This is a genomic window from Neisseria sp. (genome assembly GCF_030523955.1).
Classification (GTDB): domain Bacteria; phylum Pseudomonadota; class Gammaproteobacteria; order Burkholderiales; family Neisseriaceae; genus Neisseria.
Window position 1 is genome coordinate 23,605 of record NZ_JAUNHL010000028.1, and the last position, 13,880, is coordinate 37,484.

Annotated in this window: 11 protein-coding genes; 1 reads left to right on the plus strand and 10 read right to left on the minus strand. The window is 48.7% G+C overall.

Annotated features, from left to right (window positions below):
* Positions 1-40: 40 nt before the first annotated feature.
* From Q4C79_RS07460 to sdhC, 5 genes are read right to left on the minus strand one after another with little or no spacing between them, the layout of a single operon-like run.
* A complete protein-coding gene (locus Q4C79_RS07460; protein ID WP_303090394.1) occupies positions 41-289 on the minus strand; it encodes a succinate dehydrogenase assembly factor 2 in 249 nt (82 codons plus the stop codon).
* A gap of 1 nt (position 290) precedes the next feature.
* Positions 291-998: a succinate dehydrogenase iron-sulfur subunit gene (locus tag Q4C79_RS07465; protein ID WP_303090395.1), complete on the minus strand. Its 708-nt coding sequence runs from the start codon at positions 996-998 to the stop codon at positions 291-293.
* Positions 999-1,009: 11 nt separating this feature from the next.
* Entirely contained in the window at positions 1,010-2,773 is a 1,764-nt protein-coding gene (gene sdhA, locus Q4C79_RS07470) for a succinate dehydrogenase flavoprotein subunit (protein WP_303090405.1), read from the minus strand.
* A gap of 2 nt (positions 2,774-2,775) precedes the next feature.
* Positions 2,776-3,123, minus strand: a complete 348-nt coding sequence (sdhD, locus tag Q4C79_RS07475; RefSeq protein WP_303090396.1) for a succinate dehydrogenase, hydrophobic membrane anchor protein — start codon at positions 3,121-3,123, stop codon at positions 2,776-2,778.
* Positions 3,117-3,494: a succinate dehydrogenase, cytochrome b556 subunit gene (gene sdhC / locus Q4C79_RS07480; RefSeq protein ID WP_303090397.1), complete on the minus strand. Its 378-nt coding sequence runs from the start codon at positions 3,492-3,494 to the stop codon at positions 3,117-3,119. Before sdhC ends, sdhD begins: the two co-directional genes overlap by 7 nt.
* A gap of 541 nt (positions 3,495-4,035) precedes the next feature.
* On the opposite strand from sdhC, the gene Q4C79_RS07485 reads away from it, so the two are divergent.
* The gene (locus tag Q4C79_RS07485; protein WP_303090398.1) at positions 4,036-5,013 is read left to right on the plus strand and encodes a malate dehydrogenase; all 978 of its coding nucleotides are present in this window, start codon (positions 4,036-4,038) and stop codon (positions 5,011-5,013) included.
* 84 nt (positions 5,014-5,097) lie between these two features.
* Here Q4C79_RS07485 and Q4C79_RS07490 read toward each other — a convergent pair whose 3' ends face one another.
* From Q4C79_RS07490 to Q4C79_RS07510, 5 genes are all read right to left on the minus strand, one after another.
* The gene (locus tag Q4C79_RS07490) at positions 5,098-7,746 is read right to left on the minus strand and encodes a calcium-binding protein (protein ID WP_303090399.1); all 2,649 of its coding nucleotides are present in this window, start codon (positions 7,744-7,746) and stop codon (positions 5,098-5,100) included.
* A gap of 237 nt (positions 7,747-7,983) precedes the next feature.
* Positions 7,984-9,474: a DASS family sodium-coupled anion symporter gene (locus tag Q4C79_RS07495; protein WP_303090400.1), complete on the minus strand. Its 1,491-nt coding sequence runs from the start codon at positions 9,472-9,474 to the stop codon at positions 7,984-7,986.
* 234 nt (positions 9,475-9,708) lie between these two features.
* Positions 9,709-10,974 carry an NADH-quinone oxidoreductase subunit F gene (locus tag Q4C79_RS07500; protein ID WP_303090401.1) on the minus strand — a complete coding sequence of 422 codons (1,266 nt, stop codon included), beginning with the start codon at positions 10,972-10,974 and terminating at the stop codon, positions 9,709-9,711.
* The gene (locus Q4C79_RS07505; RefSeq protein ID WP_303090402.1) at positions 10,967-12,610 is read right to left on the minus strand and encodes an FAD-binding protein; all 1,644 of its coding nucleotides are present in this window, start codon (positions 12,608-12,610) and stop codon (positions 10,967-10,969) included. Before Q4C79_RS07505 ends, Q4C79_RS07500 begins: the two co-directional genes overlap by 8 nt.
* Positions 12,607-13,260, minus strand: coding sequence for a 4Fe-4S dicluster domain-containing protein (locus Q4C79_RS07510; protein ID WP_303090403.1), 654 nt, complete (start codon positions 13,258-13,260; stop codon positions 12,607-12,609). The genes Q4C79_RS07505 and Q4C79_RS07510 overlap by 4 nt, the downstream gene beginning before the upstream one ends.
* Positions 13,261-13,880: the final 620 nt, after the last annotated feature.

A 13,880-nucleotide genomic window follows, 5' to 3' on the forward strand; every position in this document is an offset into this window, starting at 1 on the left:
TATACTCCTTTATTCTTCTAGGTCAGGTTTTTTCTAACAGTTAACACCGTCTGATTTTATCCAGCAACGATTTGAATTCAGGATTGTCCGTTTCTTCTTTTTCATTAACCAATGCCAAAAAACTGGGATCGGGCAACTCCAAAATTTCCACGAATACTGATAATTCTTCATCACTCAGATTATCGAACTCTTTTTCCATGAACCGCCCGAGCACAATATCAAGCTCGAGCAATCCACGGCGAGTCAGAAAGCGGATACGCCGCTTAGCTGTTTCATCGAAAGTTGCCATATCAAATGGCTCGTTTCAACATAATTTCTTTAATCTTACCGATGGCACGGGTCGGATTCAAGTGTTTCGGGCACACATCAACGCAGTTCATGATGGTATGACAACGGAACAATCGATAAGGGTCGTTTAAATTATCCAACCGCTCATTAGTGATGGTATCGCGGCTATCAGCGATAAAACGATATGCATTCAATAGTCCGGACGGACCGACAAACTTATCAGGGTTCCACCAGAAAGATGGGCAAGCAGTCGAGCAACAAGCACACAGAATGCATTCATACAAGCCGTCTAATTCCTTGCGGTCTTCCTGAGATTGCAAGCGCTCACGGTTAGGATCAGCAGGCGTATCATTCACCACGTAAGGCTTGATGGAATGATACTGCTTGAAGAACTGGGTCATGTCCACAATCAAATCGCGGATAACCGGCAAGCCAGGCAGGGGACGCAGTACGATGGGCTGCTGCAGGCTACGAATATCAGTCAAACAGGCCAATCCGTTTTTACCATTGATATTCATACCATCCGAACCACAAATACCTTCACGACAGGAACGGCGGAAGGAAAAGCTGTCATCCTGAGCTTTAATTTTCACCATCGCGTCCAGTAGTTTCACGTCGGTCGGTTCAATTTCGATTTCATAATCTTTCATGTATGGCTTAGCATCCACATCGGGATTATAGCGGTACACTTTGAAACGTACTTTTTCCATTTATGTGTTCCTTAATAAACGCGTTTGGCCGGTTCGATGTAATCGACAGTCAATGGTTTTGTGTGAACCGGTTTGTAGTGCAGACTGTTATCTGCCGAATAAAACAAGGTATGTTTCATCCAGTTTTCATCATCGCGATCAGGATGATCATCAGAAGCGTGGGCACCACGCGATTCTTTACGTGCCTCGGCAGAAATCAGTGTCGCTTTCGCCACCTCCATCAAATTATCCAATTCCAAAGCTTCGATACGTGCCGTATTCCACACTTGGCTCTTATCCTTGATTTCAGTATTTTTGCTTCGCTCATACAAAGCCAATACTTTGTCTACGCCTTCTTTCAGAATCGCATCGGTACGGAATACGCCGGCATGCAACTGTACGGTACGCTGCAGCTCACGACGCAATTCATCCACATTTTCACCACCGGATTGATTATTCAGGCGGTTTAGGCGCTCTTTGGTGAACTCGCCAGCATTGGCAGGCAGCGGTTTCCAATCGGATTGCTGATTAATGAAATTAATCATACTGTCACCGGCCGACTTACCAAATACCACCAAGTCAAGCAACGAGTTAGTACCCAAACGGTTAGCTCCATGTACCGAAGCACAGGCACATTCACCGGCAGCGTACAGACCTTTAACCACCACTTCAGGATTATCACCCTCCGGTACGGTTACTTCGCCTAAATAGTTGGTCGGAATGCCGCCCATCATATAGTGCGTAGTCGGCACCACGGGAATCGGATCCTTAATCGGATCGATACCAGCAAATTGAATAGAAATCTCTCGAATCCCCGGCAGCTTCTCCATAATTTTTTCAGCGCCGATGTGATCAATTTTCAACAATACGTGATCTTTATTCACACCACAGCCGCGACCTTCGTAAATTTCCATTGCCATCGCACGAGACACTACATCGCGCGAAGCCAAGTCTTTAACGGTCGGCGCATAGCGTTCCATGAAGCGCTCGCCGTTGGCATTCAACAAAATACCACCCTCACCGCGCACACCTTCCGTAATCAACACACCTGCACCTGCTACACCTGTCGGATGGAATTGCCAAAATTCCATATCCTCCAACGGAATACCCGCACGGGCACAAATACCCAATCCGTCACCGGTATTCATAAATGCGTTGGTAGAAGAAGCATAGATACGGCCAGCCCCGCCGGTAGCAAACAATACGGCTTTAGCATGGAAAATGTAAACATCACCGCTTTCCATTTCCATTACGGTTACACCTACCACATCACCGTTTTCATCGCGAATCAAGTCCAACGCAGTCCATTCCACAAAAAACTGTGTGTTCGCGCGTACATTTTGCTGATACAACGTGTGCAACATGGCATGACCGGTACGGTCGGCTACCGCACAAGCCCGCTCCACTGCGCGTTTACCATGTTCTGCAGTATGGCCACCGAACGGACGTTGGTAAATTTTTCCGCTTTCTACACGGTCAAACGGCATGCCCATGTGTTCCAACTCAATAACAGCTTCCGGTGCACGGCGGGTCATGAATTCGATGGCATCTTGGTCACCCAGCCAGTCGGAACCTTTTACAGTATCATACATGTGCCAAGTCCAATGGTCTTCCTGCACATTACCCAATGAAGCGGAAATACCGCCTTGCGCCGCTACTGTATGAGAACGGGTTGGAAAAACTTTAGATAAAACAGCAGTATTAAGGCCAGCTTTGGACAACTGCAATGCAGCACGCAAACCGGCACCACCGCCGCCTACGATAACGGCGTCAAATTTTCTAACAGGAAAACTCATCATTACCCCCAGATTACTTTAATAGAATATACGGCACAGCCTACCAACCACACGATGGTTGCACATTGCAGAAACAAACGCAGACCAAAAGGTTTGATGTAGTCCATCCACAAATCGCGCATCCCCACCCAAGCATGCAGGAAAAGCGCCAAGAAAGTAACCTGAGTAAATACTTTCACCCAAGTTTTACCGAAAAATGCCTGCCATTCGGAATAGTCATCCGCTCCGATCATACCCAGCAGGAAGAAAAAGAAAATAACGGTATAAACCAACATAATCACAGCAGTTGCACGCTGCATTGCCCAATCACGCAAACCGTAATGAGCACCGGCAAGTTTACGATTTACCATAGAGCGACTCCCAGCACCAAAGCAGATACAACACCTGAAATCAAAACAATACGCGCGGTTTTACGTGCGGTTTCCAATTCCAAACCCAAGTGCGCGTCCAGCAGCAAAAAGCGTACACCAGCAATCAAATGATGCATCAATGCCCACAGTACACCGATCAGTATCAATTTCACTAAAAAGTTATCCGCCCAAGCCTTATAGGTATCGAAAGTTTCGCCACTGCTTAACGATCCGCCCAACAAAGCCAGCAGAATAGGCAACATCACAAAAAGGATAACGCCGCTGATGCGATGCAAAATCGAAACTATCCCTGGAATCGGCAGCTTAATTTGCTGGAGATCCAGAAATACAGGTCGTTTTTTTGTCTGCATTTCAGTTCCTTGAATATATTAATATTAAAAAATGACCGTGGTTTGTTTGAAGTTAAAACGCAGCTTGCTTGCGATTACAGCAAACTACTTTAACCTATAATTTACCTTGTTTATCTCTTATTGGGTAGTCTTTTTTATCATAATTTTAAGTGAAATTTAGCAACATTTTACCTTTATACTTTTGTAATAACCAAGATTTCCAGCATCAACAATTATTTAAGCAACCAAAGCGCAATTGTGTTGCAAACTTGACCATTTAATATATTTATCATGCCGAACAATTAAAGGATGCGCCCAACACTCACTAGATACGCGGAAATTACCGAGTTTGAGTCTCAGTGATAGATATTTACAAAATATGGTTACACTATCCTACAAATATTGGTATGATAAGCCTGTCTGTACGGTCGAAGATTACGATATTATCTTTCGTATTGCCGAGACTGTTGCCGTTTCTAATTTTGCTGCATAGTTTATGCTGCTTTTTTATTCATTATTGTCTTATTTTTTATTCATTATTGTCTTAAAGGAGAACTTTGGTATGAAAACACCCGTTCGCGTAGCCGTTACCGGTGCTGCAGGCCAAATTGGTTATAGCTTATTGTTCCGCATCGCCAGCGGTGAAATGCTGGGTAAAGACCAACCGGTTATTCTGCAATTACTGGATTTGCCGCAGGCGCAAAATGCAGTTAAAGGCGTGATGATGGAATTGCAAGACTGTGCTTTCCCTCTGCTGGCCGACATGGTTGCTTCCGATGATCCTGAAGTGGCTTTCAAAGATGCCGATATTGCTATTTTGGTGGGTGCCCGTCCGCGCAGCAAAGGTATGGAACGTGCCGATTTGTTGCAGGCCAATGCCGAAATCTTCACCGTTCAAGGCGCAGCCCTGAACAAAGTGGCCAGCCGTGACGTAAAAGTATTGGTGGTTGGCAATCCGGCCAACACCAATGCTTACATTGCCATGAAATCGGCTCCGGATCTGCCTGCTAAAAACTTTACCGCGATGCTGCGCCTGGATCACAACCGTGCAGCCAGCCAAATTGCCGAGAAAACCGGCCAGTCGGTTAAGGATATTGAGAAACTGTGCGTATGGGGCAACCACTCGCCGACCATGTACGCCGATTACCGCTTTGCCACCATTAACGGCGAAAGCGTTAAAGACATGATCAACGATCAAGTGTGGAATGCCGAAGTATTCCTGCCTACCGTTGGCAAACGCGGTGCGGCGATTATCGAAGCGCGCGGCTTGTCTTCCGCTGCCTCAGCCGCCAATGCAGCCATCGATCACGTACGCGACTGGGTATTGGGCACCAACGGCAAATGGGTAACCATGGGTATTCCTTCCGACGGTTCTTACGGTATTCCCGAGGAAACCATGTTCGGTTTCCCGGTAACCTGCGAAAACGGCGAATACAAAATTGTGGAAGGTTTGGAAATCGATGATTTCAGCCAAGAGCGTATCAATATCACGCTGAAAGAATTGGAAGAAGAGAAAGCAGGCGTTGCCCACCTGCTGTAAAGCAGATGTGATATTTGTTTTCTTTATAAAAATAAAAATGCCTGTCTGAATTTTTTCAGACAGGCATTTTGCTGAAATGTAGGATTAGACAATTGCGGCTGATGATGATTCGTTCACGGTAATATCCACCGGGAAAACCGCCATCGAATAGCTTTGATCGCTGTTATTCGTATATTTCACAAAGTCGGGGTTGGTTATCGTTTGCCCTGCGAACTCGAAAACCTCTATCTGAAACACGGAACTGCTGAAGAAATTGGAAAGTTGTACCGAGCTGCCTTCTTCCGCGTCGGATAAAATCAGATGATTACCCTCTTTCTTGAATATAATTTCTTCAGGCCGGATATCGGTAAATCGGATGGTATCTTTTTCTGTTGCCCGGCCGACATCGGTAATCACGTCTTGGCCGTATAACTTACTGAAAACATAAGTATCGCCGCCGGTACCGCCATTGAGCGTATCGTTGGCGAAACCGCCGACGAGGGTATCATTGCCGTTGCCGCCGAATATACGGTCGTTACCGTTGCCGCCGTCAAGTTCATCGTTACCGTTATCGCCTTCTAGCCGGTCATCACCGTCACCGCCGGATAGTTTGTCGTTACCGTGGCCGCCCGACAAAGTGTCTCTGCCTTCGCCGCCGGTTAAGGTATCGTCACCATTTTCACCATACAAACCGTCATCGCCCGCATCTCCCCACAGTTGGTCGTTACCGGCACCGCCGTACAGCTGATCGTTTCCGGAACCGCCTGCGACTTGGTCGTTACCCAAACCGGCAAAAATAGTGTCCAAGGTGTTTGATCCCAACAGTATATCGTCATTAGCACTACCGGCACCTCTGATACTAAGCGATGCCATGTCCTGATAAGTGATGGTTTTATCATCAAATTCGAATTGATAATAACGGTAATCTTGATTCGCAGTCTGGTCGTTTTCACTCAGATATATCTGGCCGGCAAAATAACGGCGGATCACCACACTGTCGCCACTATTCTGGCCAAAAGCATTAATGATTAAATCATTGCCCGAACGGGAAAAATAATTGTAGAAATAGTTGGCACCTTTGAAACGCAAGGTATTGGTATCAGCGGCACCTTCACCGTAATCAAATACTTTATCGTGCCCGTGGCCGCGCTCGAAAATATAGGTATCCGCTCCTTCGCCGCCGCTGAGCAAATCATCGCCGCTACCGCCAACCAATGTATCGTTGCCTGCGTAAGTGAATAATTGATCATTACCGGCATTGCCGTATATTTCATCCTGTGTAGCGGCGCCGGCCAGATAATCGTCGTTTCTGCTGCTGCCTTCAAAACGGATGCTGACTTGCCCCATATCTTCGGGCGTTAGAGTCTGATCGCTGAAAGCGAATTGGAAATAACCGGCGATATAGCTGAAATAATTCTGAACGGCAACTTGATCCTCTCCGCCATATGCCTTAATAATCAAATCGTTTCCGCTTCGGATGAACTGCGCATCCGCCAATTGTGCATCGTTAAACAGCAAGGTATTAAGCTGAGAGCTGCTTTCTTGAATGATATCCGCTCCATGCCCGCGCTCGAATACATAGGTATCGGCACCATAACTTCCAATCAGCGTATCATTTCCCGCCTCACCGATAAAAGTGTCGTTACCGCCGCCACCGGTAATTTCATCTTTACCGCTGCTGCCTGCCAACGCATCATCCTCCCATGTGCCGGCAATTCGGTTGATGGTTTCGGTATCCGGTAAATTCAGGCCGTTAATCAGCGCTTTTACTTCGGCGGAGGTCAGCTTCTTATCGGCAAACTCAAACTGTACGTCGTTTTTGATAAATTCGCCTTCATCGCCAAATACATCCCGTACCAAAACTTGGCTGCCGTCGCCATAAGCCTGAATCAGCAAATCGCTGCCTTGTCGACTATAAACGGCAGAAGATGAATCTGCATTTTGAAAACGGAAGATATTCAAACCATTCAAATCGCTATTGAGGATAACGGTATCTTTTCCGTGCCCCGATGCAAAAATAAAGGTTTGTACCGTATTTTCGCCATAGCTGTTGATTTTGGTGTCATACATCATGTCGTCGCCGGCACCGCCTGTCAGCGTATCGTTACCAAACCCGGCATACAGTACATCGTTACCGTCTCCGCCCAACAAGATATCATTGCCGTCATGACCGTGCAGTTCGTCATTACCGCTGCCGCCGGAGAGCACATCATTCCCCTCGAAACCATACAAGGTATCGTCGCCCGCTTCTCCCGAGAGCTGGTTTTCACCGGTACCGCCAAACAGCACATCATTTTGGCTGCTACCGCTCAAACCCTCGGGTCCGGCCAATCCGACAATCCGCGTAAGGATGTCTTCGTAGCCGTAAGTCTGGCCGTTGAATTCAAATTGGATGTTTTTATGTGTTTGATAAAAAGATGATCCATAATTGTGAAATTCAGCGAAATACTGCTCTACTTTGATGGTTTCATGATTACCAAACGGCCGGATCAGCAAATCCCAGCCGGAACGGGTGAATACCGCATCCTCCAATTGGCCGTCTTGAAAGGTCAAAGTAGTTTTAGGCCATGCCTTATCCCGTGTGTAGGAACCATAAACGATGCTGTCCGCACCGAAGCCACGGGCATAATGATAAGTGGGCTGGCCGTAACCATATTGCCGGTCGCTCCAGCGGTAAACCGTATCTATCGGCGTATAATGATAATAAGCAGGGAATTTGAGGCTGATGGCATCCACGATTTGATTAGAAGACATGATGTATTTCCTTTAAGGTAAGGTTAAGTACAACAGCGACAAAAGCAGAAGGGGTTCGACAGCAGCCCGAATCTGCCGTAAAACAAAGCATATTGATTAAAAAAGAAATATACAATTCGTATATCAATATATCATAGCCAATCATTAACCGTATGGTTTAAAACGCCAAAACTGATTAAAAACAAAATGCCTGTCTGAAAAACTTTCAGACAGGCATTTTTAATAAATAACAATTAATTACCAATAACCCAACAGTTTCCACCACATCACGCCGACCGTAGCGAAAATAATGATTTCGACCACACTCATGATAAAGCCGGCTTTCCACCATTCGGTCATGGTAACGTAGCCGGAGCCGTAAATCACCGGCGAAGAGCCCGAAGCATAGTGGGTAAGCGACATCATGATGCTGGTGGAGGCGGCCAATACCAGTGCATACAGCATCGGCGGAGCACCAAGGGCGAGGCCGGTGGCGTAAAATGCGCCGAGCATGGCGGTAACGTGCGCGGTGCCGCTGGCAAACATATAGTGCGAATAAATATACGCCAAGGTCAGTAAGGCGCAACCGGCTACCCAGTTTAATCCCAAACCGGAAATACCTTCTTCCAACACGCCGGAGAACCAGCTGATCAAACCCAATTTATTGAGGAAAGTTGCCATCATCACCAAAGCGGCAAACCAGATAACGGTATCCCAAGCGCTTTTTTCTTTCAGCACGTCATCCCAAGTGAGCACGCCGGTCAGCAGTAACAAGGAAAGGCCGATAAAGGTGGTGGTGGTGGCGTCCACCGCAGCTGCTTTACCGAAAATCATCGCCGGAACGCCGGCCCACAACACCAGCAGCAAGGCGAAAATGCCGAGCATAATCCATTCGTTGCGGCTCATCGGCCCCATTTCTTTCAATTTCTGTTTGGCCAGATCGGTGGCATTGGGCGTTTGTTTGATTTCCGGCGGATAAAGCCAGAACAAAATCAGCGGCATCAAAATCATCGCCACCATACCGGGCACCACCATCGCGACAAACCAAGTGCCCCAAGAGATCGAAATATTGGAATTGGTGGCTTCGGCAATCAATTTCACCACCAGCGGATTCGGGGCGGTGGCGGTGATAAACAGCATGCAGGAAATGATATTGGCGTGATAATTCACCAATGCGAGATATTTACCGATTCTGCCTTCGGTATGGTTTTCCGGGTCGGAATCAAAACTGGCGGCAATCGCCCTCATCACCGGATGCACGATGGCACCGCCGCGGGCGGTGTTGCTGGGGGTTACAGGGGCGAGCACCAAATCGGAAATCACGAGGCTGTAGGCCACACCGAGCGTACGCTTGCCCCAAATGGCAATAAACATATAGCCAAAGCGCGTACCCAAACCGGTTTTCAGCAAGCCGCGCGAAATCATGATGGCCACGCCGATCATCCAGATCAATGTGTTATTGAGGCTGCTCAAAGCATCTTTGGCCGCCTGCCCGGCCGGATTGGCAATCGCCTTGCCGGTTTCCGGATCGACTTCGGGCACGGTGATGCCCAGCAAAGCAACCAGTGTAATGCCGATGATCGCGACGGCACCGATGGGCATGGCTTTGCCGATAATCGCCGCGATAATGCCGACAAACAAGGCCAGCAAATGCCAAGCATTGGCGGTGACGCCCTCAGGCACCGGAATCAGCCAGATAACCAGCGCCAAGGCCAGCGCTACTAGTGTGGGAGTTGGTTTGAAACCCATGATGTATCTCCAAAATTGGAATTGAGTTGAAACACGACCGAAAGAAGCAATGCGCAACCGCTTTTTTATTTGCCGCCGTCATCGGTTTTCAGCCGTATGTTCGATGTTTAACACCAAACCTATGGATTTCCGTGATGCGTAAAATCTTTGTTTTTATATATTTTTATTTTTTCAGACAGGCATTCTTTCCTTTAAATCAAATGTAAATCAAATGCCTGTCTGAAAACCATATCGTTAAAATGATTGCGGTGCTTCAGATAAGCCGTACTCTTGCGGGAAGGTACGCATCGAGCTTTGGGTAACGGTGACCGCGCCGTCTATCAAACCGCAGCGGCCGCTGTGCGGCAACAGACGGCAGAGGTTTTGCAGAGCGTGCAAATCGTCATCGGTGGCCACACCGCTGTCTACCCGGTGCAGTAAGCGCGACAACTGGAAGGTGCCGCCTTTGCAAGGTGGGCACTGGCCGCAGGAATTGGTGGCGAAAAATTCAACATACTCGCACACCTTGCGCACCACGCTCGTACCTTCGGAAATCACAATCATCGCACCGGTACCCAAGCTCGAATGGCGCTCGCGTACCGAGATAAAATCCAGCGGTACGTCCAAATCCTTAGCCGTCAGCAAGGTATTGGAAGGGCCGCCGGTGAACACCGCTTTAAACGCCCGGCCTTCCAACATGCCGCCGCCGTGTTCGAAGATCAGCTCTTTGAGCGTGGTGCCCATCGGTAATTCGTACAAACCCGGTTTCAATACGTCGCCGGAGAGCGAATAAAGCTTGGTACCCGCCGCCCCGCCTTCGCCCAAACCGCGGTACCATTCGGCGCCGTTGGCCAGAATATTGGGCACGTTGGCAAAGGTTTCGGTGTTATTGATGAGCGTCGGATCATCATTTACCCCGCTCTCGGCCGGATACGGCGGCTTGCGGTGCGGAAACGGAAAACCGCCGTTCAACCACGACACCACCGCCGTTTCTTCGCCGCCGATATAGCGGCCGGAAGTTTCCACTAATTTCAGCGACAAGGGCTCGCCCAGATAAGTCTCTATCTGCGCAAACAACTCGTGTTGCCGCCATTGCCCGATTGCCGCGCCCACGGCCGCAATCGATTCTTTTTGATGGGGATTTATGTACATCACCACATGATTGGCACGGCAGGCCACCGCGGCAATCAAAGTGCCTTCAATCACTTGGTGCGGGGTATGTTCCAGTAAAAAACGGTCTTTAAAAGTACCCGGCTCGTCCTCATTGGCGTTGCACACCACATATTTGCCGCCGTTTTTGCTTTTCGCATTCACCGCCGCTTCCCATTTGCGCCAAGTCGGGAAGCCAGCGCCGCCCATACCGCCCAAACCGGCAGCCTCAAGCGTGGCCACAATAGTTGCCGGATTATCCAGCGCCACCTGCAAACCGCGGCCGCCGCCCGCTTCCAGCCAAGCGCCCAAATCGGCGCCGACCAAGCGTTTCGGATTCAGCAATACTTGGTTTACCTTATTTTCAGCCATGATGGTTCTCCTTGAGACGTGCGTGTTCACGCAAATCGAAACTGCCGTAGTCAGGATAAAGTACCGGTGCTTTCACCGTACTGCGGATGCCCGCATGGGTCATTTCCCGTTGCAGGTTATAGACGTGGCCTAAACTGCCGCGTTTTTTGTTAAACGGATGGTTGGAACGCTCGATACCGGCCGCTGCCGCAGCACCGGCACGACGGCCGAAGCTGATGATGTCCAGCAATGCATTGCCCATCAAGCGGTTGCGGCCGTGAATACCGCCGGTTACCTCGCCTGCTCCGTACAAACCGGGTACCGAAGTCGCACCGTTGGCATCAATTTGCATGCCGCCGTTTTGATAATGCAAAGTCGGATGAATCAACATCGGTTCAACCGCCGGATCAATACCGCATTTATGGGCAACATGCGAGAGCGATACCAAACGCTTCAATACGTCCGGATCCTTGGCAATCAGGCGCGGGGTATCAAGAAATACGCCGACCTGACCGTCGCGTACTACACCGCGGCCTTCTGCCACTTCTCGCAAAATCGCCGCCGCCACCACATCGCGCGGTTGCAATTCATCGACAAACCGCTCGCCCAAACCATTCACCAACTGAGTACCCGCCGAGCGTACCGCTTCGGAAATCAGCGCACCGGCCAAATAAGAGGGATAGGCCACGCCGGTGGGATGGTATTGGAAGGAATCGACATCTCTCAGCTTCACGCCCATACGGTAAGCCAATACCAAACCGTCGGCCGTTGCGCCGTAATGATTGGAAGTAGCAAACCCCTGCAGATGCAAACGGCCGCTGCCGCCGGTAGCCAAGATCACCGCTTTGGCCTGCACCATAACCAGCTTGCGGTTTTCCAAATCGTACAACACCGCACCGACGCAATTTCCGCGTTCGTCCGACAACAATTCGATGGCCGGGCAACGGTTCAACAAAGTAATTCTGCGATCCAACTCTACCGCCTCACGCAATACCCTCATCATTTCAAGGCCAGTGAAATCGCGATAACACAACACGCGCGCAATCGTGGTACCGCCCGCGCGTTTACGTTGCAAATAACCGCTGTTGTCCGAGCCGGGTTTCAAATCGAAATTCATGCCCAAGCCGATAAGCCAGCGGATGGCCGCCGGACCGTCGGTAACCATTTGGGCCACCAATTCTTTGTTGCCGGCATGATGACCACCCTTAATGGTGTCTTCGAAGTGCTGCTGCAAACTATCGTCTTCGCCCACCGCAGCCTGAATACCGCCTTCGGCCATTACGGTGTTGCTGTCACCGATACGCAGTTTGTTGGCCATCATCACAGACGCGCCCCCCTCAGCCGCTGCCAACGCCGCCGCCGCACCTGCGCCGCCGCCGCCGATCACCAGCACATCGGTATCGATTTGTTCGGCTCCTGCCAAATCGAAGTCCTGAATCAGCGGTTGGCTCAACAACAACTGCGCCAATTGCGGATGGCAAAACTCACCGGCATTGGCGCCAACCGGCAGCTTGATACGCGCACCGTCGTTATAATCAGGATGAAAGCCGCTCAACAAAGCGTCTTTCGGTAAAGAATCCGAGCGCATTTCCAACGAGGAAGAACGTAAGGCAGCCAAAGCTTGGGCATAATCAATGCCGGATACGGGATGTGTCATGAACCTACCTCCTCTTGTAAAGCGTGGATATCCACGCGCATCGCGCCGTTATCGATTTGCTGCAGGCGACGCATCAAGTCTATCGGACGCAGCATACGTGCCGAGCGCATACGGCGGGCAAACAGGCCGACGTGATTGGGCCGGATGTTTTCCGGGCAGGCCAAGGTACACAAATTGCACATCACACATTCGTCAAACGTTTGGGCCGCAGCAGAAAACTCGCCCGCCACCACCTCGGCCACGCCATCTTGTACATGAAGGCCTTTCGGACAAGCTCGGTCGCAACCGCCGCAATGACGGCAATGCGCCGCTTCGGGAAAATAACGCGCCGCATCGTCCAACCAGTTCCAGCCGTCGCCCGCCTCAGCCACATCGTAATAATGCACATGCTCGGGAATAAAATAATCCAGAAAGCTGACTTGCATACCGGGCTCAACTTTGGTTTCGCAGGCCAGTGCGGTGGTGACATCACGCTCACCCTCGCGGCGGATCAGGCAGCGGCAAGAACCGCAAACTCCCTGCCCCATGCAACCCACATTCGCAGTCAGCGCCTGGCCTGCATGGGCAAAAGCCTGAATGATGGATGAATCGGGCGAGGCATAAACCTCCTGCCCGTCGATAATTAAACGGTACGGTTCTTGTGTGCTCATAGTGGTCTACCTGTAATCCAATTACTTACTGTGATTGAGAATGTTTTTCATTTTTTCTTTTAAAATCAATATTATTTTTTTAAAGTGTAACAGAGTTCTTTTTCAAGCTACATTAACTGCCTGTACTCAAGATATGCCTGTCTGAAAATCTGTTTCTCATCAAAAAGCAAATATAAAAAATATAAATTCATGATTTAAAAATAAATAATTATATTTCATACAAAATTAGCAATTACCTTTAGAAACTATCTCATACAAAAATACAATATTAACCAATTGATATCTTTAAATTAAATGAAATTTCTTGTTTTATATCAAACAATGTTATTTAATTTCACAACAACGCTACTTCTTGATTTACCGCAAAATATTCATCACTTTATCTAAAAAATTCTGCGGAAATCTTGTGATACATCCCTAAATTCTGTTAAAAACAAGCATACAGGCAAATCGAAATAGTTATTTTGTTACGATATTATTTTTCTAAATTCGTATGCAGCCAAACCACCTGCTAATTAACAATTTATAGCAGTTTATGATATGCTCAATCCAATGTATTTTTTGGCCTTGAATTGACAATCTAAGTGCAACAAATGCGAAGAGGTGCCCATAAAGCAGTA

Excerpts from the sequence above, each read along its gene's own strand:
- Q4C79_RS07460 (WP_303090394.1), bottom strand. The coding sequence starts at position 289 with ATGGCAACTTTCGATGAAACAGCTAAGCGGCGTATCCGCTTTCTGACT.
- Q4C79_RS07465 (WP_303090395.1), bottom strand. The coding sequence starts at position 998 with ATGGAAAAAGTACGTTTCAAAGTGTACCGCTATAATCCCGATGTGGAT.
- sdhA (WP_303090405.1), bottom strand. The coding sequence starts at position 2,773 with ATGAGTTTTCCTGTTAGAAAATTTGACGCCGTTATCGTAGGCGGCGGT.
- sdhD (WP_303090396.1), bottom strand. The coding sequence starts at position 3,123 with ATGGTAAATCGTAAACTTGCCGGTGCTCATTACGGTTTGCGTGATTGG.
- sdhC (WP_303090397.1), bottom strand. The coding sequence starts at position 3,494 with ATGCAGACAAAAAAACGACCTGTATTTCTGGATCTCCAGCAAATTAAG.
- Q4C79_RS07485 (WP_303090398.1), top strand. The coding sequence starts at position 4,036 with ATGAAAACACCCGTTCGCGTAGCCGTTACCGGTGCTGCAGGCCAAATT.
- Q4C79_RS07490 (WP_303090399.1), bottom strand. The coding sequence starts at position 7,746 with ATGTCTTCTAATCAAATCGTGGATGCCATCAGCCTCAAATTCCCTGCT.
- Q4C79_RS07495 (WP_303090400.1), bottom strand. The coding sequence starts at position 9,474 with ATGGGTTTCAAACCAACTCCCACACTAGTAGCGCTGGCCTTGGCGCTG.
- Q4C79_RS07500 (WP_303090401.1), bottom strand. The coding sequence starts at position 10,974 with ATGGCTGAAAATAAGGTAAACCAAGTATTGCTGAATCCGAAACGCTTG.
- Q4C79_RS07505 (WP_303090402.1), bottom strand. The coding sequence starts at position 12,610 with ATGACACATCCCGTATCCGGCATTGATTATGCCCAAGCTTTGGCTGCC.
- Q4C79_RS07510 (WP_303090403.1), bottom strand. The coding sequence starts at position 13,260 with ATGAGCACACAAGAACCGTACCGTTTAATTATCGACGGGCAGGAGGTT.